We start from the raw sequence: 22,860 nt of genomic DNA on the forward strand, positions 1-22,860 counted from the left end.
TCCGCCTTTTTGATTTTTTTGTCCGCTTTCTTTTCCTTCGGAGTTTTTACTGGTTCCTTTTTCGGGGATTTCTTCGCGTCTTGGCTTTTACTCATCATTTTCTCCAGTTAAAGTTTGCCTCGCCTGCCATTTGCTATCGTAGAATTAATGGATAGAGCATCCGCGCAGCGTTGGCAGCGGCTGAAGGGCAACTGCAACTTCGCCTTCGGGCTCTTCTTCAGTCTTCCATTGGATCCATCCGAGTACTTCGGCGATGCTCACTAAGCCGCTATGCAAAGCCGCTCGCGCCGCATGGTATTCGGACATCTCGGACTCAGCCTGAGTTGGCGCTGCAGGCATGGTAAGGCCTACTGCGCGAATCTTTGCTTCTAGAACTTCCAGATCGTCTGTCAACGCGGAGTGAAGCACATGCAGAGCTGTCTCTACATCCTCGACGTCGTAGGCTTCTCGATCGTATATTTCCATGTCGTTTCCAGGCTCCTGATTTATGTACTTGGCTGGAAATTGGTATGAGCAGAGGCGTAACTCCTCTAGTCTCGCCAGCAAGATACAGCAATTTTGGAAAAGCTGCCTACGGAGTTCGGATGTGATTGCGATAAGTAGCATCTGAAGTCGCAGCCGCGAAAAATAATCCGAAAAACAAAGGTGACAGTGCGAAAACCGTGTATATTGAATCCCGCACTACATCAAGTCGCCGTTATTGTTGGTCTTTCTCTCCCGTCTCGCCTATTGGCGGTCCTGTTTGATTTCCTCTCATTGCCCTCTTGGTCGAACGTGCGATTCGGGCGCTTGCCCATCATCTAAAAGGAACGAAAATGACTACTCAAACTGGCACCGTAAAATGGTTTAATGACTCCAAAGGCTTCGGCTTCATCACACCTGACGCAGGCGGCGGCGATCTCTTTGCCCATTTCCAGGACATTCAATCGCAAGGATTCAAAAGCCTGGCCGAAAACCAGCGCGTTTCCTTCGTGCGCTCGACCGGTCCCAAAGGTGACAAAGCCGGAGAGATCCGCGCAATTTAAGCCGTTGATCTGGCGGAAGCATGCGCCGTGCAGATAGCCCGGGTGTGTCGCCGCTACGTGCTACCGACTAGAAAAAAACGGATTTACGTTCAACGTAAATCCGTTTTTTTCTGGGCCGTCCGAAATCTGCGTGCCAAGGCCCTGCCGCCAAGGAGTGTCTGCGCAAGCGCCTGCTGTCGCTGTCCGCAGATAGCTTTGCTGATACCGCAGACTTTGCGCCCGCGGACAGGTCCCTTCTCACGGCTCCCTCCTGGGTGAGGACCGCTGGTCAGTCTTGCATTAGCATGAATATTGGAGCGGCTGTCTACAAAATACTATGTGCCGGAAAACGCTCACTTCGCACCCAAAAAGAACTTAGACCTTGGCCGCAAGGGGTATAGTCTAAGTTATGTTTACGAGCGCCATCGCGTGTTCCCTGTATTTATCGAGAGCCAGCGGCGTACGATTCCCCAGTGAATAGGAACCCAGATGGACAGCGCGCAATTCAACGGAGCGCCGCCGCTTGCCAACGCGGCCCTGGGCATTTGGTTCGAAGGCCGCAGCTTCCACTACCAACAGTATCGCTCCGGACACATTGAGAGATGCTATTGCTTACGCCAAGGTAGACCAGCGCCGGCCCGACTACCAGTCGATGCCATTGCCCTGTGCCGGGAGCAACAGACGGGCCCCGCCAGCGAAGAGTTCGAGATCAATGAAACTTATCATCGTCTACGCGCATGGAACCTCTCGGTACAAAGAGTTCCACTACGATTTCCTCGAGCAGGCACTCGCTTGCGCGCAACGTCTGTCAACGCCCCCCTCAATCGCACAGGCAGCCCGGCTGGCGTCCCATGATTGAACGGCAACGACGCACTGATGAGGTGACCGCAAACGCCGTCGCCCGTGGACTCAATATCTTGGCCGTGCGCAATGCCAGTCTGGCTCGACGCTACATGGAATTTAAACATGTGCCCGCTCGGGTGATCGCGCGCGTTCTTACGCAACCCGCGTTACGCAGGCGAGAAAGTGCAGAGCAATCCCTTTCGGAAGCAATCACACCGAACAAGCATCCGGCAAGCTGACGTGCCATCCACGAGCGCAGGCGCCGCGGCCTGCATTAGCCGCGGTCCATAGCGACATGAGCTTCAGTGGGTGCGCCGAATTGTCCCGCGCATTCCGGCCCTTTAGGAGCGTCGAGATGGCGGAAGGTAATTCGACCCTTGTCCATAGTTCGTAAGCGGACAGCTTCAAGGACACATCACCGGCTAGAATGCCGATAAGGTTTTTCATGCGGCCTCAGAATAGGCAATCAGCCGAACGCCGCTCTCCAGTTCAACGCGGTGACGCCGTCCGCCGAGACTTCCTGGATCATGCCCTGCATATCGATGAGGCTTTCTTTAGCCAAGTTCAGAGCCGTTGCACCATGTGAATCCGCGTAGCGCGCCCGCCAACAACCGACTCATCCAATTGATAAGCAACAAGCTTATGCTCGAGGGATCCTGCTGGCTGCACCTCAACGAAGTCCCCGATATCTGCCAAGAGATCGTGGCCACCCGCATCCGGCCTGATTTGACCAATGCCTTTCAATCTGCTGAACCAATGAATTGTTCCCGTATGTGTGATCATGCTGCTCCTTGCTATAGACGAACGGAGCCACTTCTCAAGTAGAGCCAGTGGTCGAGAATCAGACAGGAGTGGCGAAGCGGCCTCAACAGGAAGGAGACAGGACGGTGACAAAGTACCGAAATGGATGCGCTACTGTACAGCAGTTCACAGCGATCACCTAAGGAAAATGACATGTCACTGATGAAGCAGTCAAAATTACCTGGGATTCGGCTAACGATGGCGCATGACTACCAAGTTCAGATACCGAAAGCGTGAGGTGTCCATCCAGCCTCCATCAAATGTTTTCTGAACTAACTCATCATATAATAGAGGCAATATATCAGTAGCCGCCGGCTTCATGGCTTGGTGTCTCGCCTTGAACACTCTAATAGAATTTAAATGTTGTTGAAATACGGGAAAATAGCGACGCGTCTGATTGCGCTCCTCACAATCCCGGCCATCTCATTACCGCACTGGCTCACGCTGATAGCGCTGGCAGTTGTAATGCAGTCCCAACCCGCAAGTGCAATCACTCCGGCTATGGGAAGTTACGCCCACACTGCGTGGAATGGGCAGCGCGGTGCGCCTGCAGACGTCCTGCAATTCACTCAAACCCAGGACGGCTGGCTATGGATCAGTTCGCCGAACGGCCTGTTCCGGTTCGACGGAGTCGATTTTGAACGCATGGATAGCGTGCATGGTCATCGCCTGCACACGACTAACACGGTTGGATTACTGACCACGCGCGACGGCCGGCTATGGGTTGGCGGACGCTTTGGTGGCATCAGCATGATTGCCGCAGACCATTTCCGAGTGTTTAACGAGGACAGTGGCTTGCCGCGCGGGATGGTACTAACGATGTCCGAAGGTCCCGATGGCAGCGTATGGGCTGCCACCAGCACCGGGCTGGGCGTGCTGCAGCCCGGTGCCACGCATTTCCGCCGCGTTGGCAAGCAGGAAGGCTTGCCAGAGACCTTGACACAGAAGGTCTTGTTCGGTCGGGATGGCCGCCAATGGGTTTCGCTAAGCGGGGGAATTTATTTCCGTGATCCCGGCCGCGCACGTTTCCAAAGGGCGTGGCCGTATATCGACTTGATGGCGATAGCCGAGGCGCCGGACGGCACGCTATGGGCCTCAGATGGGATAGACAAGCATTACCGCGTGTTGACCAGCGCGCCGCCCGGCAATCCTGCGCCACACGCCGAACTGGGCGGCAACGGTGCGATGTTCGACCGTGACGGCAATATGTGGATCCTGAAAGTAAACGCGGTAGAACGCCGCCGCGCGCCGTATGTCGGAAAGGCGGCCGACGCGCGCGAGCTCACCAGGGAAAACGGCATGAGCGGCGCACTGGTGCAAAGCGCGTTCGAGGACCGGGAAGGAAATATTTGGCTCGGTACCTCGGGTGGCTTAGACCGCCTGCGGCGCATCCGGCTAAGCGGCGTCAAGGTTGAAACTGCGTTCGACCACCCTGGCGTGGTCGCCGACGAGGGTGGCGGCGTTCTTATCGGTGATTGGCGGCGGCCTTTGCGCCGCTACGATGCATCCGGCCGCCAGGAGGCGCTGCAGCCATTGCGCTTTACCTGCGCCTACCGCGCCGCCGACGGTACGCTGTGGCTTGCCAATGCCAGCGAGCGCTGGCGACGCGATGCGTCGGGCGCCTACGAGCGGATACCTCATCCAAAACACCTGGTTGGCTATGCCGCGCAAGCCATGACCATCGATGGCCGTGGCCGGATGTGGGTGTCGGTCTCGCGGCAGGGGCTGTTCGTGATTGAGGACGGCGTTTGGCGCAAGCATGGAAGCTTGACCGGCATACCGGACAGGCTCGCACTGTCGCTCGCCACCGACCGCGCGGGCCGGGTCTGGGCTGGATTCGCGGAGAATCAGATCGCATTGATCGACGGCCAGCGCTTGCAGTTGTTCGGCGCCGCCGAGGGACTCCGACTGGGCAATGTGCTATCGCTGCTGGCGGACGGCAACCAGCTCTGGGCGGGCGGGGTAGACAGCTTGGCCCGTTACGACGGGCGGCGCTGGCACGGTGTCACACTGGCTGGCGGCCAGTCGCTACGCGGCGTCTCGGGAATGGTGCGCCCCCGAAATGGCGACCTGTGGCTGAACGGCTCGGATGGCATCACCCGCATCGCAAATGACGATGTTGATCGACTGACGCATGCCCCTGGAGGGGCCGTGTCGTACGAGAGGTTCGACGCGCTCGACGGACTGGTTGGCACCGCCGAGCAATTGCGCCCACTGCCCTCCATCACACAGGGCACCGATGGCCGCCTGTGGTTCGCAACTGCCAGCGACGTGGCCAACATAGACCCGGCGACCATCGCACGCAATCCACTAGCACCACCTGTACAGATCCTGTCGGTGCGCGCGGGAGACGTCAGGTACGCGCCGCGCCATGGCTTGCGCCTGCCCGTGGGCCGACGCGACTTGCGCATCGCCTATACGGCGCTTGGCTTGGCGATCCCTGAGCGGCTACGTTTCCGCTACAAACTTGAAGGGTTTGACCAGTATTGGCAAGACGCGGGCATCGGGCGTGACGCGGTCTACACCAACCTGCCGCCCGGTGATTATCGGTTCCGCGTTATCGCCGCCAACGAGGACGGGGTATGGAACGAAACCGGCGCCACACTGGAGCTGAGTCTGCCCCCGAGGTTTATCGAAACTCGCTGGTTTATCTTGCTGATAGCACTGGCGGCGCTGGTGCTGATCCGGGCGTTGTATCTGCTGCGGGTACGCCGGCTTACCGCGCGCGTGCAGGAACGCATGCAAGAGCGGCTGGCCGAACGCGAGCGCATTGCGCGCGGCCTGCACGACACTGTGCTGCAAAGCGTGCAGGGGCTGATCATGCTGTTCGAGCGGCAAGTGCGTAACTTGCCGATCAGCGCTGCGCAGCGGAGCGAGATCGAGCAAACGCTTGACTTCGCCGACGAATTACTGGCTGAAGGCCGCGACTGCGTGTCGGACCTCCGCCATAACGGCGACTCCGGGGACCTCGATCATGCGTTGTGCCAGTATGCCAGCCTGCTGCTGCAGCAAAAGTTCACCTCCCGCGTGTCGGGTGCGTCACGCCCGCTGTGTCCACGGGTGCGCCAAGAGGTCAAGGCGATCGCGCGCGAAGCGCTGTTCAATGCCGCGCGTCACGCCGATGCGAAACAAGTTGAACTCACCATCGAGTATCGTCCCGATGGCTTCATGCTGCAGGTCCGGGACGATGGCTGCGGCATGCCGGCTGCGTTGTTGGATAGCGGAAAACCGCGACACTATGGCATTGTCGGCATGTGTGAACGCGCCAAGGCGGCCGGGGCTAGCTATATGCTTGATTCCACCCCTGGGCGGGGCACAGTGATGCGGTTGGATATCCCTGCCGAGTATGCCTATCCCGGCCGTAGTTCAGCGGCCTTGTTCGCCCGCCTGCGCGAGCTGCGCCGTGCGGCAGTGGACGCCGCTTAAGCCCGATAGCCCGAAAGAGCTATCGACGCGGCACTCTTCGTGACGATGGCGGGCCCTCCTCTCCCCAGTACGCTATGGGTGGCATGTCAGACATGCCGAACATTTCAACTGACAAAGAGGAAAAGCATGAGCAACGTTACCAATCCGGATCAGCTCCGACGCAATGTGTTGAAGAGCGCGGCTACGGCGGCTGCCGGCGCGGCGGCGGCGGGCGTATCACTGAGCGCCGGTGCAGCCGCCTCGGACAAACAGACCCGCCAGGTCGCCAGCGTTACCACGCGCGACGGGGTGGAACTGTACTACAAGGACTGGGGGCCGAAGAATGGTCAGCCGGTCGTATTCAGCCATGGTTGGCCATTGAACTCGGATAGCTGGGAATCGCAAATGATCTTCTTGGCCGACCAAGGCTATCGCTGCATCGCGCACGACCGCCGTGGCCATGGTCGCTCCTCCCAGCCATGGGATGGCAACGATATGGACCATTACGCCGATGACTTGGCGCACGTGATCGAAGTGCTCGATCTGAAGAACGCTGTACTGGTCGGCTTTTCCACCGGTGGCGGCGAAGTCGCGCGCTACGTCGGCCGCCACGGCACCAAGCGCGTCGCCGGCCTGGCCCTGGTGTCAGCCGTGCCGCCGCTGATGCTTAAGACTCCCGACTATCCGGGCGGTTTGCCGCGCGAGGTATTCGATGGCATCCGCGCAGGGTCGCTATCCAACCGCTCGCAGCTGTACAAAGACATCGCCGCCGGCCCATTTTTCGGTTTCAACCGTCCGGGCGCCAAGACCTCGCAAGGACTGATTGACGCTTGGTGGATGCAAGGCATGATGGCTGGCCACAAAAACACCTTCGACTCGATCAAGGCGTTTTCCGAAACCGACTTCCGTGCCGACTTGCGGAAGTTCGACAAGCCGACCCTGATCATTCACGGCGACGACGACCAGATCGTGCCGATCGATGCCTCGGGCCGCGCTGCCGCCGCGATCGTCAAGCACGCCAAACTGTTGGTCTATCCGGGCGCACCACACGGCCTGACCGACACCCACAAGGATCGCGTCAACAACGATCTGCTGGCCTTTATCAAGGGCTGATGGCGCTTGCACTAGAGCGAAATGATACCCCGCTTGACCGCCAAAGCGACCGCATGCGTGCGGTCACGCGCGTCCAGCTTGGCAAGGATGGTACGTACGTGGGCCTTTACCGTGTCTTCCGCGATGCCCAGGTGCACGCCGATCCGCTTGTTGGAGTTGCCGGCGGCGGCGCTGCGCAGCACTTCTATTTCGCGCTCGCTCAAAGAAGACTGTCCATAGTGATCAGCCAGGGTGCGCGCGACGTCGGCGGGAATCCAGCGGTTACCGGCGTGCACCGCCCGAATCGCATCAAGCAGATCCCTGCGCAGGCTATGTTTCATCAAGAAACCGGCGGCGCCCAGCTCGATTGCGCGGCGCACGTAATGCTCGCCGGGCAAAGTGGTGAGCATGATAACGCGGGCATGGCCGTAAGCCCGGCGTAGCGCTTCCAGTGCTTGCAGGCCGCTCGTTCGCGGCATGGAAATGTCCATGATCGTGATGTCTGGCCGCAGCGCTTCGAACGCTGCCACGATGCCCTCACCGTCTTCAAGTTCGCCGACCAGACGCAGATCTGGCTGGCTTGCAATTGTGTCGGCTAGTCCGGCCAGGATTAAGGGGTGATCGTCAACGTTAAGAATACGTACTGGCGTGGATCTGCTGGATGTTGCGATGCTGCTTGACACTGGTGCTCCGGGGTTGGCGGTGAGACATTCATCAGTTTAAACCAAACTCATCCAAGGTGACAATTTGGTCCCTGACACCTTTCGACTTTAACCAGAAATCATGCGGCCTAAGCCGCGTATTGGAGAAACATGAATTCAATTATGAGCAACATCGCTATGGCCGCCGTATCGCTGATGATTTTCGGCGGCACCGCCGCGGCGCAGTCCGCGGCAGACCCGCACATGCACGCGGCCGCCGCCCTGCCAACGCCAAAGTTTGACGCTAAAGGTATCGCCCGTACGGAAACCGTGCGCAGTGACTTCGATCACAGGCGAGTGGCGATCCAGGTCCGCGTCGATTTTGCCCAAGGCGCATCCTTCCCCAAGCATTCTCACCCCGGCGTCGAAATCGCCTACGTGCTGAGCGGCGTCATCGAATATGAGATGAACGGCAAGACGTTCCGCCTCCAGGCTGGCGAGTCACTGTATATCCCCGCCGGCGCGGTGCATTCGGCCAAAAACGTCTCATCCGGAACAACCTCGGAGCTGGCGACCTACCTGGTGGAGAAGAACCAGCCGATCGTCATTCTCGACAAGTAACTACTTGGACATCGTCCCAGGCCGCAGCAGTTTGCCGAAAGTGGTAGCCCCGCAGGCTAAGCGGCTCGCTGTGGCGCATTTAATGGCCATGCATGCGTTGGCCGTGACGCGGGCTTGTTACCTACCGCGTGTACCACGCGGCAGGCCTGATGGTTCGGCGCAGGAAGCGCAAGCGCATCGCCGGGGTCGAACGTACGATCCGCGTGCTGGCCACGGGCGCGAATCAAAGCTGGTCGATGGACTTTGTGTCGGATGGCTTTGTCGATGGCAGGCGGTTGCGCTGCCTGAACATCGTGGATGATTTTACGAAGGAGTGTTTGGCCATCGAAGTCGATACCTCGCTACCTGGGTACACGATGCGGGCATTGTGAGTACAGGGCTGAATGCGGTAGATTTGAGTGAACGGATTGAACCTTTAGGGCCGTGGCTCAAACTATATCTTGCACTGACTTTCATATGGACTGAAGATCGGTCTGATCGTAAGCGTAACGCCAGCACTGTTGTCGGTAGAAGCTTCAAAAGGTGTAAGCCGGAAGCTGACGCGGCGCTAAATTGACAATCGCTTCGCTGCAATCTGGCAAAATGAAATGAACCAGTCTTGCAAGCACAAATAAGCCCGCGCGAGGCGGGCTTATCTATTCAGTAAGACGCATTATTCACCGATCACCCCGGCTATCTGCCGGGTATCATCAGCCATCCGCAACCCGCGCTATCTGCTCGGTGTTGCCAGTTAATGCATGCTATTGTCCCGCTAAACCATTTTCTCCAGACCCAGGCTATCTGCCAGGTGTCCGTAGCCGGTTGGAGGGGGACGGCGCATTAGGGCGCAGGGCAATGCGACCTTCATATGCGTGTAACTTGTCTTCGACGGCAAAGACCTTTCGCGCACGGCTTTGCCGGGCACTGGCACATCAGCGATCAGGACAAAACCTGAATGTTGCCAGCCTTTTCGCCTTTAGGGCCAACGCTGCGCACAAACGAGACGCGCTGGTTTTCGGACAGACTCTTGAAACCGTTCGATTGGATGTCCCCGAAATGGGCGAACAGATCGGCGCCGCCTGCGTCCGGAGTGATAAAGCCGAAGCCTTTAGCGTCGTTGAACCATTTAACGATACCAGTTTGTTGAATGCTCATGATTAATTCCTTAATTAAAATTATAGGCAACATTGCCATAAGGGCACTTGAAACCAAGAATTAAAACCGAAGGAAAAAAACTGAACGACCAGAAAAGACAGCCATGCGGAATTGGGACCAACAAGATTACGACTTGATGCAAGTACGAGATGCAATATACGCGTCTTTCCAGACATCACCTAGCTTTATTTTAGTTTTCCGCTATGCCGCCAAGTTTCTACTCATACTGAACCTGTAGATAGGCCGGCATCACAGGCACATTCCGCCGCCCCACGGACATGTTCGATCCACTTTTTTCGGTGTTTCCCTAGAAAATGGACTAATTGACTTGCCGGTTTGTGGAGCCACTTACAAGCTCAAGTTCAGCAAACGACGTGGCCTGCGCAAGGCAGGCCATTTTTTTTGCGATTCGCTTATGAAGGCTATGCCGCCCGGAATCGGCGTCGGCATAGCGAAATCAGCGCGCAGCGTTCATATCTTGACGAGTTCCACGCGACGATTTTTGGCGCGTCCTTCTTCGCTCGAATTATCAGCCAGCGGACGACCGGAGCCCATGCCCTCCGGCTTCAGCCGGTCTTTGGAAATCTGCAAGGTGCTAATCGCCTTCACAACCGACTCCGCGCGCGCACGCGACAATGCTGTATTGCGGGCGGCAGTACCGGTATTGTCGGTATGGCCTTCCACGCGCACCTTGAGACTTCCATCAGCGGCCAGCATCTTGACGATTTCGTCAATGGCCGGCTTGCTGTCGGCGCGCAGGATGTCACTGTCGTTGTCAAAGTTCAGGTAAAGCGCGATATGACCATCCTTGGCCAGCGCCGCGGCCATGTCGTCAGCCTTCACCAGGGCGACCGTTTGCTCCATTGCCTTTTCCTGCACCACTTCGATTGACATGTTCAAATCGTCGTCAAAGAAGAACAACGCGATCCAGATGTTCCCTTTTGGAGTGCGCACCAGGTACTGCGAGAACGAAGGCGTTTCGTCGGGCGCCGTAACGTGACTATTGGGGATCGCCAGCTTCTTAAGCAGCGCTTCCTTATCTCCACCATTACGCGCGATGAACGCGGGGTCAAGTGGATGCACCTTATCGACCCGGACGCCGCCCATCGATTTAATGGCAGCCTCATAGTTGCGGAACGCTGCCAGCATTGACATGTTCGCAGCGCTCGGCGGGAACCAACGCTCCGAGGTGCGGCCCTCAACGGCGCGCAGTTCTTCACCTGCGACGACCCACGCGCGATCGAAATCCTTCGCATCTGTATGGTAGCCATCGGTCCCTGCCGGCATTTCAACGAAGGGGAAGGGAGGAATGACAGCTGTCGACATCGGCACGGATGTGACATCGAAAGCCTTGACCTGGCCAGGTACGACAACTGGCGTCGACACCGCGCTTGCAGCGGCATCGCTCACCTCGGTTACCATCGTCCGTGGTTCAACAGACGCTTTTTCTTTGGATTTGCAACCTGACAGAGCAAATGCACCCAAAGTTCCCACTACGACCCAAGGCAAAACGACACGTAACCTCATTCGACTATCCTAATTGAGTGAATTGATAAAAATATCATTATCGCAATAATATCAGTTTCAGAATTTTGAGCGTGAGTTTGTTCCCGTAACGAAAAGCCGGGTCGACAGGGACACCCTGCGCATGGAACGCCTGCACCACGGTAACGTGGAAGTCTCCGCGATCGACGCATACTTCACGGTGCTGGCGCCCGGCAACCGCGCCAACTGCCACAGCGCACCACCAGAAGGGCCGCTTGACGCTGCCAATTCTTGTGAGATTTCGCCTTCGGAAAAGAAAAAGCCCCTGAAAAATCAGGGGCCTGGTTCAGGTTTTTAAGCGGTTGCAGCCATTAGCAGCCAAACGGGAAATTATTCCCACTCGATTATCAACGAGAATGCAATGTCCTTGTGTAGCCAGCGCGCTTCGACAACACGCTCATCCTGGTGCCGACCAAAAAACCCAAGTCGGCACCGATGAACGACATCAAATCTCTACCTGCGTACCCAGCTCGATGACGCGATTCGTAGGGATGTGGTAATAATCGGCCGCATCGCGCGCATTCCTCGACATAGCGACGAACAAATGCTCCCGCCACGGCGCCATCCCTTCACCTGGCGCAGAAATCACGGTCTGGCGAGCAATAAAGAACGAGGTTTCAAGCATATGGAACACTAAACCGTGATCTTCGCATCGTGCCAGTACTGCGGGGATGTCTGTCTCGTCCTTAAAACCAAAGCGCACATTGAGCTGGTAGCATTCGTGGCCGAGCGCCACAACGTCAATCTGTTCACGTGCTGGAATCCAAGGCTGGTCGCAAATGTGGACCGTCAAGAAGATCACCCTTTCATGGATCACCTTGTTGTGCGACAGGTTGTGCAGCATTGCGTGTGGAACGCCATCGCTTTCCGCACGGAGGAAGATAGCCGTACCGGGAACGCGTTCGGGCGGCGAAACAAACAGTGATTCCAGGAACGCTTCGAGAGGAATGGCATGCTTCTGCAGGTTTGCGAAGACCAGCGCGCGGCCGTGCTTCCACGTCAGCATCACCAGAAGCAACGCCCCGCCCATGGCCAGCGGGAACCAGCCGCCATGCATCAGCTTCAACACGTTGGCCGAGAAGAATGCCGCGTCGACCGCAAAGAAGAAACCTGTCGCCAGCACGCACACCACAATGTTGAGCTTCCAACGATGGCGTACAACAAAGTACGTTAATACCGTTGTCGCCAACATCGTGGCCGTCACTGCAATCCCGTATGCCGCTGCCAGATTTTCGGACGAGCCGAAGCCGATCACTGCCAATAGCACTGCCGCCAGCTGCAGCCAGTTAATTGCCGGCATGTATACCTGGCCCATTTCCGTGGCTGAAGTGTGAAGGATGCGCATGCGGGGCAAGAAGCCAAGCGCGATCGCTTCCTTGGTCATGGAAAAGGTACCGGAAATAGTGGCCTGCGATGCGATAACGGTGGCGCAGGTCGACAACACCACCAGGGGATAGATGCTCCACGCGCCCAGTTGCTGATAAAACGGGTTCGAGATCGCTTCCGGATGGGCAAGCAGCAAAGCACCCTGCCCCATGTAATTCAATGCGAGCGCAGGAAAAGCGACAGTAAACCATGCCACGCGAATCGGCAGCTTGCCAAAGTGCCCCATATCCGCGTACAGCGCTTCGGCACCGGTGAAGGCCAGCACGATGGCGCCCAGGGCAATGAACGCTACCAGCTTGTTATGCATCACAAACTGGACAGCATGCCAGGGGTTGAGCGCTCCCAGGATTTCGGGCCTTTGCACAATGTTGACCACGCCCATCGCTGCAAGCGCGAGGAACCACAACAGCATGACCGGGCCAAACCAGCGGCCAATACCCGCCGTGCCGTGACTCTGCGCAGCATACAGCAGCACCAGCACGATAATGGTCAGCGGCACCACGTAGGGTTTGAGCGCTGGAGTTGCCACTTCCAGGCCCTCGACGGCAGAAAGCACCGAAATCGCTGGCGTAATCACACTGTCGCCGTAAAACAAGGCTGCCCCAAAAACACCAATCAGCAGTAGGCCGGTGTAGCTACGCGAGGGCTTGGGCAAGGAGGACAGCGCCAGCGCCATCAGCGCCATGATGCCGCCCTCCCCTTTGTTGTCGGCCCGCAGCACTAACGTTACATATTTCAAGGAAACGATAATCGTCAGGCCCCAGACAACAAGCGAGATCACACCGAGCAGATTATCCTGACTCAGCGCCAGACCGTGCTCCGCGTCAAAAATGGTTTTCAGCGTATACAAAGGACTGGTACCGATGTCCCCGTAGACGATACCGATTGCAGCCAGCGTCAACGCAGCCAGTGAACTGCGTTTAGATTCAGTGCTCAAATTTGCTCCATGCAAGAATGCCAACGGGGGCAGCTTACACTTCGCCGCTGTAAAAAAGGTGTAAAAATTGCGTATTTTGGCGATGCGTGCGGCCATCGGCGCCCGCGCCGTATACAAGCTCTTTATCCCATAGCACCGTCTTTTTAGACCATTTTTACGCATCGATCTCTAGAGTGGCAACATCCCGCAACTGCGGTTCACTGTTTGCCAAAGGAGTACCACCTCATGAAAGAGATCATGTTCGCCACCGCAATGCTCGCACTTTGCGCCGCCTCCGCCCACGCGCAAGACGCCAAGCCCGACAACGAAATGAGCTTCAATGCCGCCGTCAGCTCCGACTACCGCTACCGCGGCATTTCCCAGACCCGCCTGAAGCCTGCGCTGCAAGGCGGCACCGACTACGTGAACAATCCAAGCGGCCTGTATGTTGGCGCCTGGGCCTCCACCATCAAGTGGACCAAGGATGCCGGTGGCGACGGCAACGTCGAACTGGACATCTACGGCGGCAAGCGCGGCCAGGTCACTGCCGATGTCAGCTACGACGTGGGCGTGCTGACCTATGTTTACGCGAACAACGGCCTGAAACATGTGCCCGGCTTCGCCAATGCCGACACGACGGAAGTTTACGGCCAACTCGGTTACGGCCCAGCGACAGTGAAGTATTCACACTCTGTCACCAACCTGTTTGGGTACGTTGACAGCAAGAACTCCGGCTACCTGGACTTCAGCGCCAACTTCCCCGCATGCCAAGGCTACACCGTCAACCTGCACGCAGGTCATCAGAAGGTGAGCCACAACAGGATCGCCAACTACACCGATTGGAAAGTCGGCATTACCAAGGATCTAGGGTTCGCCAGCCTGCAGCTGGCCGCGGTGGGCACCAACGGCAGCAAGATCGCCTACGCTTCGCCGGCCAACGGCAAGTTCCTCGGCAAGAATGCCTTGCAACTGACCCTCAGCAAAACCTTCTAAGGCAAAGTCCGCATCTATGGCGCCCGATGGCGCCGTTTTTTACACCTTTTTTACATGCGCTTGGCAAGTGTTTACACCGATTTTAGGCGGTGATCACTAAGCTAGTCAGTATCCAAACAAGACCTTCGGGGAAAGCAATGGACTTCGTATTTATCGGCGCGATCGTCGCCTTTTTCGCACTGGTGGTCGCCATGGCCAACGGCTGCGACAAGCTGGGAGGCCAGCAATGACTATCTTCTATCTCATCGGCTCGGTCGCCACGGCGGGCCTTCTGGTCTACCTGCTGGTAGCCCTTTTGAAAGCGGAGGACCTGTAACATGACCACCCAATCCTTCCTGTTATTGGCGGTTTTCATGGTGGTGCTGATCGCCGCCGCCTGGCCACTGGGCGGCTGGCTGGCGCGCGTGGCCGACGGCCGCAAGGTGCCGGGCCTGGGCTTACTGGGCGCTGTGGAAAGGCTGCTCTACCGCGCGGCCGGCGTTCCACTGGAGTCCGAGAAGCAAGGCATGGGTTGGAAAGCCTATGCGATTTCGCTGCTGGCATTTAACACTCTAGGAACACTCTTTGCCTACACGGTACAGCGCCTTCAGCAATGGCTGCCACTCAACCCGCAAGGGCTGGGCAACGTTAGCCCGGACTCCTCGTTCAATACCGCGGTGAGCTTCGTCGCCAACACCAATTGGCAGGGCTATGTGGGTGAACAAACCATGAGCTACCTGAGCCAGATGCTCGCGCTCGCGCCGCAGAACTTCCTGTCGGCCGCCACCGGTATTGCCGTCGCATTTGCCCTGATTCGCGGATTCGCCGCGCGCTCCGCCAAGTCGATCGGCAATTTCTGGGTCGACCTGACCCGCATCACGTTGTACGTCCTGCTGCCGCTCTCTTTCGTCTACGCCGTGTTCTTGGTCGGCCAAGGCGCGATCCAAAACTTCTCCACGTACCAGGAAGTAAACTTGGTCGAGAGCGTTGCCTATTCCGCACCGAAGACCGATGCTGAGGGCCAGCCATTGAAGGATGCAGCCGGCCAGCCTGTGATGGAAGATAAATCTGCCAGCACCCAGTTGATCGCCATGGGCCCGGTCGCTTCCCAGGAAGCGATCAAAATGCTCGGCACCAACGGTGGCGGTTTCTTCAACGCCAACTCGGCGCACCCCTACGAAAATCCAACCCCATTGTCGAACTTCAGCCAGATGCTGGCGATCTTCCTGATTCCCGCCGGATTGTGCTTTGCGTTTGGCCACCTGGTGGGCGATCGCCGCCAGGGCTGGGCAGTACTTGGCGCCATGAGCATCATGTTCGTGGTGGCGGCGGGGGGCATTATGGCTGCTGAACAGACCAGCCACCCGGCCCTGCAAGCGATGGGGATCGACCAGTCGGCAGGCCCACTGCAGCCGGGCGGCAATATGGAAGGCAAGGAAGCGCGCTTCGGCATCTCGGCCTCCGGCCTGTTCGCGGCCGTCACCACCGCCGCTTCCTGCGGCGCGGTGAACAGTTTCCACGATTCCTACACCCCCCTGGGCGGCATGGGCCCGACCCTGCTGATGCAGCTGGGCGAAGTAGTATTCGGCGGCGTTGGCTCGGGCCTGTATGGCATGCTGATCTTCGCCATCATGGCAGTGTTCATCGCCGGCCTGATGATTGGACGCACCCCAGAATACCTCGGCAAGAAGATTCAGTCCTATGAAATGAAGATGACCTCAATCGCCATCCTGGTCACGCCGACCCTGGTGCTCGTGGGTACCGCGATTGCCGTTATGACAGAACCGGGCAAGGTAGCGGTGGCCAATCCTGGCGCGCATGGCTTCACCGAAATCCTGTACGCCTTCAGTTCCGCCGCCAACAACAACGGCAGCGCGTTTGCCGGCATCTCAGCCAATACACCGTTTTATAACACCATGTTGGCGATCGCCATGTGGTTCGGCCGCTTCGCCATGATTGTGCCAGTGCTGGCCATCGCCGGTTCGCTGGCTGGCAAGCAACGCCTGCAAGTCACTTCCGGCACCATGCCGACCCACGGCCTGATGTTCGTATTCCTGCTGGTGGCCGTGGTGCTGCTGGTCGGCGTCCTGAACTACGTTCCTGCCCTGGCCCTCGGCCCGGTCATCGAACACCTGCAACTGTATAAATAAGGAGCGCCTTTATGTCGCAAGCTCAAACCCAACAAGAAATGGCGATGCATACCCTGCAGCCGAGCAAACGCCTGAAGCTGCTTGACTCGCAACTGGTGGTGCCTGCCATTGTTGACTCTTTCAAGAAGCTCAGTCCAGCGGTGCAGCTCCGCAGCCCGGTGATGTTCGTGGTCTACGTCGGCAGCATCATCACCACGCTGCTCTACATCCAGTCTCTGACTGGCCAAGGAGAAGCCAGTTCGGGCTTTATCCTGGCCACCAGCATCTGGCTGTGGTTCACCGTCCTTTTCGCCAACTTCGCCGAAGCGCTGGCTGAAGGCCGTAGCAAGGCACAAGCCGCTTCGCTGCGCAGCCTGAAGCAGAGCGTCACCTCGAAGAAGCTGTCGATGCCCAAGCATGGCACCACGTGGTTGCCATGCCCTGCCACCGATCTGCGCAAGGGCAACTACGTGCTGGTGGAAGCCGGCGACGTGGTCCCCATCGACGGCACCGTCATCGAAGGCGTGGCCTCGGTGGACGAAAGCGCCATTACGGGAGAATCAGCGCCCGTGATCCGAGAATCGGGCGGCGACTTTTCCTCCGTTACGGGCGGCACTCGCGTGTTGTCCGACTGGCTGGTAGTGCAGGTCACCGCCAATCCGGGTGAGACTTTCCTCGACCGCATGATCGCCATGGTGGAAGGCGCCAAGCGCAAGAAGACCCCGAACGAGATCGCCCTGACCATCCTGCTGGTGGCACTGACGATCGTGTTCTTGATGGTGACCGCAACCCTACTGCCGATGTCCATGTTCTCGGTGGAAGTGGCGCAATCCGGCACCCCCATCACCATCACAGTACTAATCGCGCTGCTGGTTTGCCTGATTCCGACCACCATCGGCGGTCTGCTATCGGCCATTGGTGTGGCCGGGATGAGCCGCATGATGCAGGCGAACGTGATCGCTACCTCGGGCCGGGCGGTGGAAGCCGCTGGTGACGTCGACGTCCTTCTGCTGGACAAAACTGGCACCATTACCCTCGGCAACCGCCAGGCTTCGGCCTTCTTTGCGGCGCCAGGCGTCACCGAGCGTGAGCTGGCAGATGTGGCGCAACTTGCCTCGCTGGCCGATGAAACGCCGGAAGGCCGCAGCATCGTCGTGCTGGCCAAGCAGAAGTTCAACATCCGCGAACGCGAGCTGTCGCCGGTTCACGCCACCTTCCTGCCGTTCTCCGCCAATACCCGCATGAGCGGCGTTGATATGGATGGCCGTGAAGTGCGCAAGGGCGCCGCCGAAGCCGTGCGCAAGCACGTGGAAGCAATGGGCAAGGAATTTCCCGCTGAAGTCCTGCGTAGCGTCGACGACGTGTCGCGCCGCGGCAGCACGCCACTGGTGGTGGCCGATTCCGGCCACGTCATGGGCGTGGTGGAACTGAAGGACATCGTCAAGGGCGGCATCAAGGAACGTTTTGCCGAGCTGCGCCGCATGGGCATCAAGACTGTGATGATCACGGGCGATAACAAGGTGACCGCTGCCGCGATCGCCGCCGAAGCGGGTGTGGATGACTTCCTGGCCGAAGCAACCCCGGAAGACAAGCTCAAGCTGATCCGCAATTACCAGTCCGACGGCCGGCTAGTGGCCATGACCGGTGACGGCACCAACGACGCCCCGGCGCTGGCTCAGGCCGATGTGGCGGTCGCCATGAGCTCCGGCACCCAGGCCGCGAAAGAGGCCGGCAACATGGTTGACCTGGATTCCAACCCGACCAAGCTGCTGGAGATCGTGGAGATCGGAAAACAGATGCTGATGACGCGCGGCTCGCTGACCACCTTCTCGATTGCCAACGATGTGGCGAAGTACTTCGCCATCATCCCGGCGGCCTTCGTGGGTACCTACCCGCAGTTGAAGGCATTGGACATCATGCACCTGTCGAGCCCAAACTCAGCCATCATGTCGGCGGTGATCTTCAATGCACTGATCATCGTCTTCCTGATCCCGCTGGCCCTGAAAGGTGTGCGCTACCGCGCCATCGGCGCCACCGTGCTGCTGCGCCGCAACCTGCTGATCTACGGCATCGGCGGCCTGATCCTGCCGTTCATCGGCATCAAGCTAATCGACCTGCTGCTGGCAGCACTCAACCTCGTATAAGCTGGAGAACCCTATGATTTCGACTTTCCGCCCCGCCCTCGTGCTGTTCGGGGCACTGACCCTGGCCACTGGCGTAATCTACCCGCTGGCCGTGACCAGCGCTGGCCATGCCCTGTTCCCCCACCAGGCGTCTGGCTCCATCATTGAAGTGGACGGCAAGGCAATTGGCTCGACGCTGATTGGCCAGCAGTTCACCTCGCCCAAATACTTCTGGGGACGGCCGTCTGCCACTGGCCCGATGCCATATAACGCCAACGGTTCTTCCGCTTCCAACCAGGGGCCGCAGAACCCGGCCTTCACGGACGCCGTCAAGGGCCGTGTGGATGCGCTGAAGGCAGCCGATCCAGATAACAAGGCGCCGATCCCGGTCGACCTGGTGACTGCTTCGGGCAGCGGGCTGGACCCCGAAATCAGCTTGGCAGCCGCGCAGTACCAGCTCCATCGAGTTGCGGACCAGCGCCGTATGACGCCGGAGCTGCTACAAAAGCTGGTTGAACAGCATTCGAACAAGCAGTACTTCGGCGTCTTCGGCGAACCGCGCGTAAACGTCCTGGCCCTGAACCTGGCGCTGGACGGTAAAACACCGCATACTCGCTGATATGATTCCACTCGACGACGACCGCCCAGACCCCGATGCACTCCTGGCGCAAGTACAGGCACAGGAGCGCAAGGCAGCGCGGGGCAAACTGCGTATCTATTTCGGGGCGTCGGCTGGGGTGGGCAAAACCTACGCCATGCTGTCAGCCGCCCGCCAGCTGCAGGCCGCTGGGCAACCGGTCCTGGTCGGCATCGTCGAGACCCACAGCCGCAGCGAGACTGCTGCACTGCTCGATGGCCTGGACATCCTGCCCCTCAAGCAGATTGCCTACCGGGGCAAGTCTCTCGGCGAATTCGACATCGACACCGCACTCGAGCGCCAGCCACCGCTGGTCTTGATCGACGAGCTGGCCCATTCCAACGCGCCTGGTTCGCGCCATCCGAAACGCTGGCAAGACGTCGAGGAATTATTGGAAGCCGGCATCAATGTCTTCAGCACAGTCAACGTGCAGCACCTGGAGAGCCTCAATGACGTGGTCGGTGGCATTACTGGCATACAGGTTAACGAGACGGTGCCGGACACCGTATTCGATGCCGCCGATGAAGTGGTGCTGGTGGATATCCCCGCCGACGAATTGCTGGCTCGCCTGAAGGGCGGCAAGGTGTACCACACGCAGCAAGCGGAACGCGCCGCCAACAACTTCTTCCGCAAAGGGAACCTGATTGCCCTGCGTGAGCTGGCCCTGCGTCGCACTGCCGACCGCATCGAGGACGATGTACGCGCCTACCGTGTCGAAAAGTCCATCGACAATATCTGGAAGACCGGAGCATCGGTCCTGGCGCTGGTGGGCCCACGCCCTGGCTGCGAACAGGTGGTGCGCAGCGCCGCACGCCTGGCCGGACAGCTTGGCACGGAGTGGCATGCCATCTACGTCGAAACGCCCAGCCTGCAACGACTCCCGACGACCGAGCGGGAACGCATCCTGCAAACGCTCAAGCTGGCGCAGGACCTTGGCGCTGATACTGCAGTGCTTTCCGGCAGCGACATCGCGGCCACTGCGGTCGACTATGCACGCAGCCACAACCTGTCCAAGATCACGATGGGGCGCGGCCATACGACGTGGCCATGGCGCCGCTCCCATATCCGTTCACTTGCATCGTATGCACCCGACGTCGACTTGATCGAGGTCGCGGTCGATAGGCGAGACGAAGCGCCGCGCCCCGCCCCCACCACCGATGCTGACGAACAGGCGGAGATCATCAAGCGCAATGTGACCGGCTACGCGATCGCGGCCGGTGCCAGCGTCGGAATGGCTCTTCTCGCGACCCCCCTGATCGGGTGGCTGGACCTCGCCAACATCGCCATGCTGTTCCTGCTGGTGGTGTTCATCGTTGCGGTCCGCTTTGGCCGCGGTCCGTCGGTACTGGCGACCTGCGTCAGCGTCGCCTGTTTCGACTTCTTTTTTGTACCACCGCGTTTCAGCTTTGCCATTTCGGACCTGCAGTACACGATCACCTTCATCGTCATGCTTGCAGTCGGGTTGATTACCGGGCATCTGACTGCGGGCCTGCGATTCCAGGCGCGGGTTGCGTCCTACCGTGAGTCGCGAGCGCGCGCGTTGTATGAGTTCGCGCGCGAACTATCGGGCGCGCTGCAGACGGAACAGATCTTCGACACCACCGCGCAATTCACTCGAAGCACGTTCGGCGCCAAAGCCACGCTGCTCGTGCCGGACGATAATGGTCGCCTGCACCTTCCAAGCGGCGTAGCATCCAACGCCGCATTCGACCTGGGCGTGGCGCAGTGGGCCTTTGACCATGCCGAAAGTGCGGGCATCGGGACCGACACACTCCCCGCCAGTCCGCTGTTTTACATGCCGCTGGTTGCGCCTATGCGCACACGTGGCATCCTGGCCATCGAGCCTCCGCAACGACGCTGGATCATGATTCCCGAACAACGGCAGCATCTTGAGACGTTTGCTGCTCTGGCGGCGATTGCACTGGAGCGTGTCCACTATATCGAAGTGGCACAAAATGCCCTGATCAGCATGGAATCGGAGCGACTGCGCAACTCGCTCCTTGCCGCTTTGTCGCATGACCTGCGCACACCGCTCACTTCGCTGGTAGGCTTCTCCGAATCACTGGCCAGCTCGCGTCCACCGTTGTCGCCCCAACAGCTCGATCTCGCGCAATGCCTGCACACGGAATCGCTTCGCATGAGTGCACTGGTCGCCAACCTGCTTGATATGGCGCGCATCGAAAGCGGTGAACTGAAGTTCAACTTACAGTGGCAACCCCTCGAGGAAGTCGTGGGCAGTGCCTTGCGCGCCAGCCGACTGCAGTTGCAAGAGCATAAGGTTAGCACGCAACTGGCGCTCGACTTGCCGCTGCTGCGCTTCGATGCGGTCCTTATCGAACGCGTGCTCTGCAACCTAATTGAAAACGCGGCCAAGTACACGCCGCCAGCTTCCTCCATCGTGATCTACGCCGTACAGCGCGGCGATCTGGTGCGTGTGATGGTGTACGATAACGGCCCGGGCCTGCCGCGCGGACGCGAGGAAGCGATCTTTGAAAAATTCACCCGCGGCGAAAAAGAGTCTGCCAAGCCTGGTGTCGGCCTGGGCCTAGCGATTTGCCGCGCCATCGTCGAAGCCCACGGCGGCACGATCCGCGCCGACAAGTCGCCGCTGGGCGGTGCCGCGGTGGTGTTTACGCTGCCTGTCGGAACCCCGCCCCAGGCCCCTGAAATTGAGGAAGTATGAACAAGCAACAAGCCGAGATCATTCCCACCGCCTTGCTGGTCGAAGATGAACCCCAGATCCGCCGCTTCGTACGCAGCGCATTGGAAGAAGAAGGTTGGCACGTGCACGAATCGGCCAACCTGGCACGCGGCCTGATCGATGCCGGCACCCGTCGCCCGGACCTGATCATCCTCGACCTGGGGCTGCCGGATGGCGATGGCATTGACCTGATCGCCGACCTGCGCAAGTGGTCCAATGTGCCCGTCATCGTGCTTTCGGCGCGGGTCGATGAAGCCGACAAGATCAAGGCCCTTGATGCCGGCGCCGATGACTTCCTCGGTAAACCGTTCGGCGTTGGCGAATTGCTGGCGCGCGTGCGCGCCGCGCAACGGCGCCTGCGCCAGCCGCAATCGACCTTGTCCGGCAGCGTCAGGTTCGGGGAAGTTGAAGTGGACCTGCCGGTTCGCCGGGTCACCAAGCGCGGCGAGCATGTGCACCTGACGCCGACCGAATACCGCCTGCTGTCGGTGCTGGTGGCCAATGCCAACCGGGTACTGACCGCCCCGCAATTGCTGCGCGCGGTATGGGGGCCGGCCCAAGCAGACAACGGCCATTATCTGCGTATCTACATGGGACATCTGCGCCACAAATTGGAAGACGATCCGGCGCAGCCCCAGTACCTGATCACCGAGACGGCAGTCGGGTACCGGCTGCAATTGTCGGCCTCGGGCGACTGATTCACCCGCATGGCGCGGCCGGCAGCAGGCGCTTTTCCAAACGGTAGGCTGCCATACCCTCGTGGCAATAATCCTGCTACACACTCAACACGCGGTAGCCGCGTGTGGCGAAGAGCTTGAGCAATGCGGACAATAATGGCCCCAACAGAGCCACTATTGAGTTACCAATGGAAACGACAGTTAATATTCTGTCACTTCCATTCGGTTATCAA

At 59.0% G+C, this 22,860-nt stretch carries 18 protein-coding genes and 1 pseudogene; 13 read left to right on the top strand and 6 right to left on the bottom strand.

Translation table 11 applies throughout. The annotated features are described in order from the left end of the window. Positions 1 to 144: 144 nt before the first annotated feature. Positions 145 to 465, bottom strand: a complete 321-nt coding sequence (locus ASD07_RS01390; RefSeq protein WP_156397809.1) for a hypothetical protein — start codon at positions 463 to 465, stop codon at positions 145 to 147. A gap of 350 nt (positions 466 to 815) precedes the next feature. Here ASD07_RS01390 and ASD07_RS01395 point away from each other — a divergent pair, with 350 nt between their 5' ends. Continuing rightward, complete coding sequence (locus ASD07_RS01395) at positions 816 to 1,025, top strand: cold-shock protein (protein WP_055924064.1); 210 nt, start codon at positions 816 to 818, stop codon at positions 1,023 to 1,025. A 1,386-nt stretch (positions 1,026 to 2,411) separates the two neighbouring features. On the opposite strand, the gene ASD07_RS01400 is transcribed toward ASD07_RS01395, so the two are convergent. Continuing rightward, on the bottom strand, positions 2,412 to 2,630 hold the full coding sequence (locus ASD07_RS01400) for a hypothetical protein (RefSeq protein WP_055924067.1): 219 nt from the start codon (positions 2,628 to 2,630) through the stop codon (positions 2,412 to 2,414). A 378-nt stretch (positions 2,631 to 3,008) separates the two neighbouring features. Between ASD07_RS01400 and ASD07_RS01405 the strand changes: the two genes are divergently transcribed. Then, on the top strand, positions 3,009 to 6,074 hold the full coding sequence (locus ASD07_RS01405; RefSeq protein ID WP_082507047.1) for a sensor histidine kinase: 3,066 nt from the start codon (positions 3,009 to 3,011) through the stop codon (positions 6,072 to 6,074). 126 nt (positions 6,075 to 6,200) lie between these two features. Beyond that, positions 6,201 to 7,166: an alpha/beta fold hydrolase gene (locus tag ASD07_RS01410; RefSeq protein ID WP_055924072.1), complete on the top strand. Its 966-nt coding sequence runs from the start codon at positions 6,201 to 6,203 to the stop codon at positions 7,164 to 7,166. An 11-nt stretch (positions 7,167 to 7,177) separates the two neighbouring features. Here the strand turns inward: ASD07_RS01410 and ASD07_RS01415 are convergent, their stop codons facing one another. Further along, positions 7,178 to 7,828: a response regulator transcription factor gene (locus ASD07_RS01415; RefSeq protein ID WP_229207019.1), complete on the bottom strand. Its 651-nt coding sequence runs from the start codon at positions 7,826 to 7,828 to the stop codon at positions 7,178 to 7,180. A 141-nt stretch (positions 7,829 to 7,969) separates the two neighbouring features. Between ASD07_RS01415 and ASD07_RS01420 the strand changes: the two genes are divergently transcribed. Beyond that, the gene (locus ASD07_RS01420) at positions 7,970 to 8,407 is read left to right on the top strand and encodes a cupin domain-containing protein (protein WP_229207020.1); all 438 of its coding nucleotides are present in this window, start codon (positions 7,970 to 7,972) and stop codon (positions 8,405 to 8,407) included. 221 nt (positions 8,408 to 8,628) lie between these two features. Next, positions 8,629 to 8,757, top strand: a pseudogene (locus ASD07_RS32265) (IS3 family transposase); the annotation flags it as partial. Positions 8,758 to 9,325: 568 nt separating this feature from the next. On the opposite strand, the gene ASD07_RS01430 reads toward ASD07_RS32265, so the two are convergent. Together ASD07_RS01430 and ASD07_RS01435 are read right to left on the bottom strand one after the other, a co-directional pair. Continuing rightward, on the bottom strand, positions 9,326 to 9,541 hold the full coding sequence (locus ASD07_RS01430) for a cold-shock protein (protein ID WP_055925223.1): 216 nt from the start codon (positions 9,539 to 9,541) through the stop codon (positions 9,326 to 9,328). A gap of 471 nt (positions 9,542 to 10,012) precedes the next feature. Next, the gene (locus ASD07_RS01435; RefSeq protein ID WP_082507048.1) at positions 10,013 to 11,068 is read right to left on the bottom strand and encodes an OmpA family protein; all 1,056 of its coding nucleotides are present in this window, start codon (positions 11,066 to 11,068) and stop codon (positions 10,013 to 10,015) included. A gap of 121 nt (positions 11,069 to 11,189) precedes the next feature. Between ASD07_RS01435 and ASD07_RS01440 the strand changes: the two genes are divergently transcribed. Then, complete coding sequence (locus ASD07_RS01440) at positions 11,190 to 11,384, top strand: hypothetical protein (protein WP_055924082.1); 195 nt, start codon at positions 11,190 to 11,192, stop codon at positions 11,382 to 11,384. 147 nt (positions 11,385 to 11,531) lie between these two features. Here ASD07_RS01440 and ASD07_RS01445 read toward each other — a convergent pair whose 3' ends face one another. Continuing rightward, complete coding sequence (locus ASD07_RS01445) at positions 11,532 to 13,505, bottom strand: potassium transporter Kup (protein ID WP_373922068.1); 1,974 nt, start codon at positions 13,503 to 13,505, stop codon at positions 11,532 to 11,534. A gap of 129 nt (positions 13,506 to 13,634) precedes the next feature. Here ASD07_RS01445 and ASD07_RS01450 point away from each other — a divergent pair, with 129 nt between their 5' ends. The 7 genes from ASD07_RS01450 (at position 13,635) to kdpE (ending at position 22,648) form a co-directional block, all read left to right on the top strand. Beyond that, entirely contained in the window at positions 13,635 to 14,381 is a 747-nt protein-coding gene (locus tag ASD07_RS01450; RefSeq protein ID WP_055924088.1) for a TorF family putative porin, read from the top strand. 226 nt (positions 14,382 to 14,607) lie between these two features. After that, entirely contained in the window at positions 14,608 to 14,697 is a 90-nt protein-coding gene (locus ASD07_RS01455) for a potassium-transporting ATPase subunit F (protein ID WP_055924090.1), read from the top strand. Between the two features lies 1 nt (position 14,698). Continuing rightward, complete coding sequence (gene kdpA, locus ASD07_RS01460; RefSeq protein ID WP_055924093.1) at positions 14,699 to 16,510, top strand: potassium-transporting ATPase subunit KdpA; 1,812 nt, start codon at positions 14,699 to 14,701, stop codon at positions 16,508 to 16,510. Between the two features lie 11 nt (positions 16,511 to 16,521). After that, the gene (kdpB, locus tag ASD07_RS01465) at positions 16,522 to 18,633 is read left to right on the top strand and encodes a potassium-transporting ATPase subunit KdpB (protein ID WP_156397810.1); all 2,112 of its coding nucleotides are present in this window, start codon (positions 16,522 to 16,524) and stop codon (positions 18,631 to 18,633) included. A gap of 13 nt (positions 18,634 to 18,646) precedes the next feature. Further along, positions 18,647 to 19,231 carry a potassium-transporting ATPase subunit KdpC gene (kdpC, locus tag ASD07_RS01470; protein WP_055924098.1) on the top strand — a complete coding sequence of 195 codons (585 nt, stop codon included), beginning with the start codon at positions 18,647 to 18,649 and terminating at the stop codon, positions 19,229 to 19,231. A gap of 1 nt (position 19,232) precedes the next feature. Continuing rightward, a complete protein-coding gene (gene kdpD, locus ASD07_RS01475; protein ID WP_055924101.1) occupies positions 19,233 to 21,932 on the top strand; it encodes a two-component system sensor histidine kinase KdpD in 2,700 nt (899 codons plus the stop codon). Continuing rightward, the gene (gene kdpE / locus ASD07_RS01480; protein WP_055924104.1) at positions 21,929 to 22,648 is read left to right on the top strand and encodes a two-component system response regulator KdpE; all 720 of its coding nucleotides are present in this window, start codon (positions 21,929 to 21,931) and stop codon (positions 22,646 to 22,648) included. Before kdpD ends, kdpE begins: the two co-directional genes overlap by 4 nt. Positions 22,649 to 22,860: the final 212 nt, after the last annotated feature.

It is taken from the genome of Duganella sp. Root336D2 (assembly GCF_001425005.1).
In the GTDB taxonomy this organism is placed as follows: Bacteria; Pseudomonadota; Gammaproteobacteria; order Burkholderiales; family Burkholderiaceae_D; genus Rugamonas.

Excerpts from the sequence above, each read along its gene's own strand:
- ASD07_RS01395 (WP_055924064.1), top strand. The coding sequence starts at position 816 with ATGACTACTCAAACTGGCACCGTAAAATGGTTTAATGACTCCAAAGGC.
- kdpA (WP_055924093.1), top strand. The coding sequence starts at position 14,699 with ATGACCACCCAATCCTTCCTGTTATTGGCGGTTTTCATGGTGGTGCTG.
- kdpB (WP_156397810.1), top strand. The coding sequence starts at position 16,522 with ATGTCGCAAGCTCAAACCCAACAAGAAATGGCGATGCATACCCTGCAG.
- kdpE (WP_055924104.1), top strand. The coding sequence starts at position 21,929 with ATGAACAAGCAACAAGCCGAGATCATTCCCACCGCCTTGCTGGTCGAA.
- ASD07_RS01420 (WP_229207020.1), top strand. The coding sequence starts at position 7,970 with ATGAGCAACATCGCTATGGCCGCCGTATCGCTGATGATTTTCGGCGGC.
- ASD07_RS01410 (WP_055924072.1), top strand. The coding sequence starts at position 6,201 with ATGAGCAACGTTACCAATCCGGATCAGCTCCGACGCAATGTGTTGAAG.
- ASD07_RS01400 (WP_055924067.1), bottom strand. The coding sequence starts at position 2,630 with ATGATCACACATACGGGAACAATTCATTGGTTCAGCAGATTGAAAGGC.
- ASD07_RS01405 (WP_082507047.1), top strand. The coding sequence starts at position 3,009 with ATGTTGTTGAAATACGGGAAAATAGCGACGCGTCTGATTGCGCTCCTC.
- kdpC (WP_055924098.1), top strand. The coding sequence starts at position 18,647 with ATGATTTCGACTTTCCGCCCCGCCCTCGTGCTGTTCGGGGCACTGACC.
- ASD07_RS01390 (WP_156397809.1), bottom strand. The coding sequence starts at position 465 with ATGGAAATATACGATCGAGAAGCCTACGACGTCGAGGATGTAGAGACA.
- ASD07_RS01440 (WP_055924082.1), top strand. The coding sequence starts at position 11,190 with ATGGAACGCCTGCACCACGGTAACGTGGAAGTCTCCGCGATCGACGCA.
- kdpD (WP_055924101.1), top strand. The coding sequence starts at position 19,233 with ATGATTCCACTCGACGACGACCGCCCAGACCCCGATGCACTCCTGGCG.
- ASD07_RS01450 (WP_055924088.1), top strand. The coding sequence starts at position 13,635 with ATGAAAGAGATCATGTTCGCCACCGCAATGCTCGCACTTTGCGCCGCC.
- ASD07_RS01455 (WP_055924090.1), top strand. The coding sequence starts at position 14,608 with ATGACTATCTTCTATCTCATCGGCTCGGTCGCCACGGCGGGCCTTCTG.
- ASD07_RS01445 (WP_373922068.1), bottom strand. The coding sequence starts at position 13,505 with ATGGCCGCACGCATCGCCAAAATACGCAATTTTTACACCTTTTTTACA.
- ASD07_RS01435 (WP_082507048.1), bottom strand. The coding sequence starts at position 11,068 with ATGAGGTTACGTGTCGTTTTGCCTTGGGTCGTAGTGGGAACTTTGGGT.
- ASD07_RS01430 (WP_055925223.1), bottom strand. The coding sequence starts at position 9,541 with ATGAGCATTCAACAAACTGGTATCGTTAAATGGTTCAACGACGCTAAA.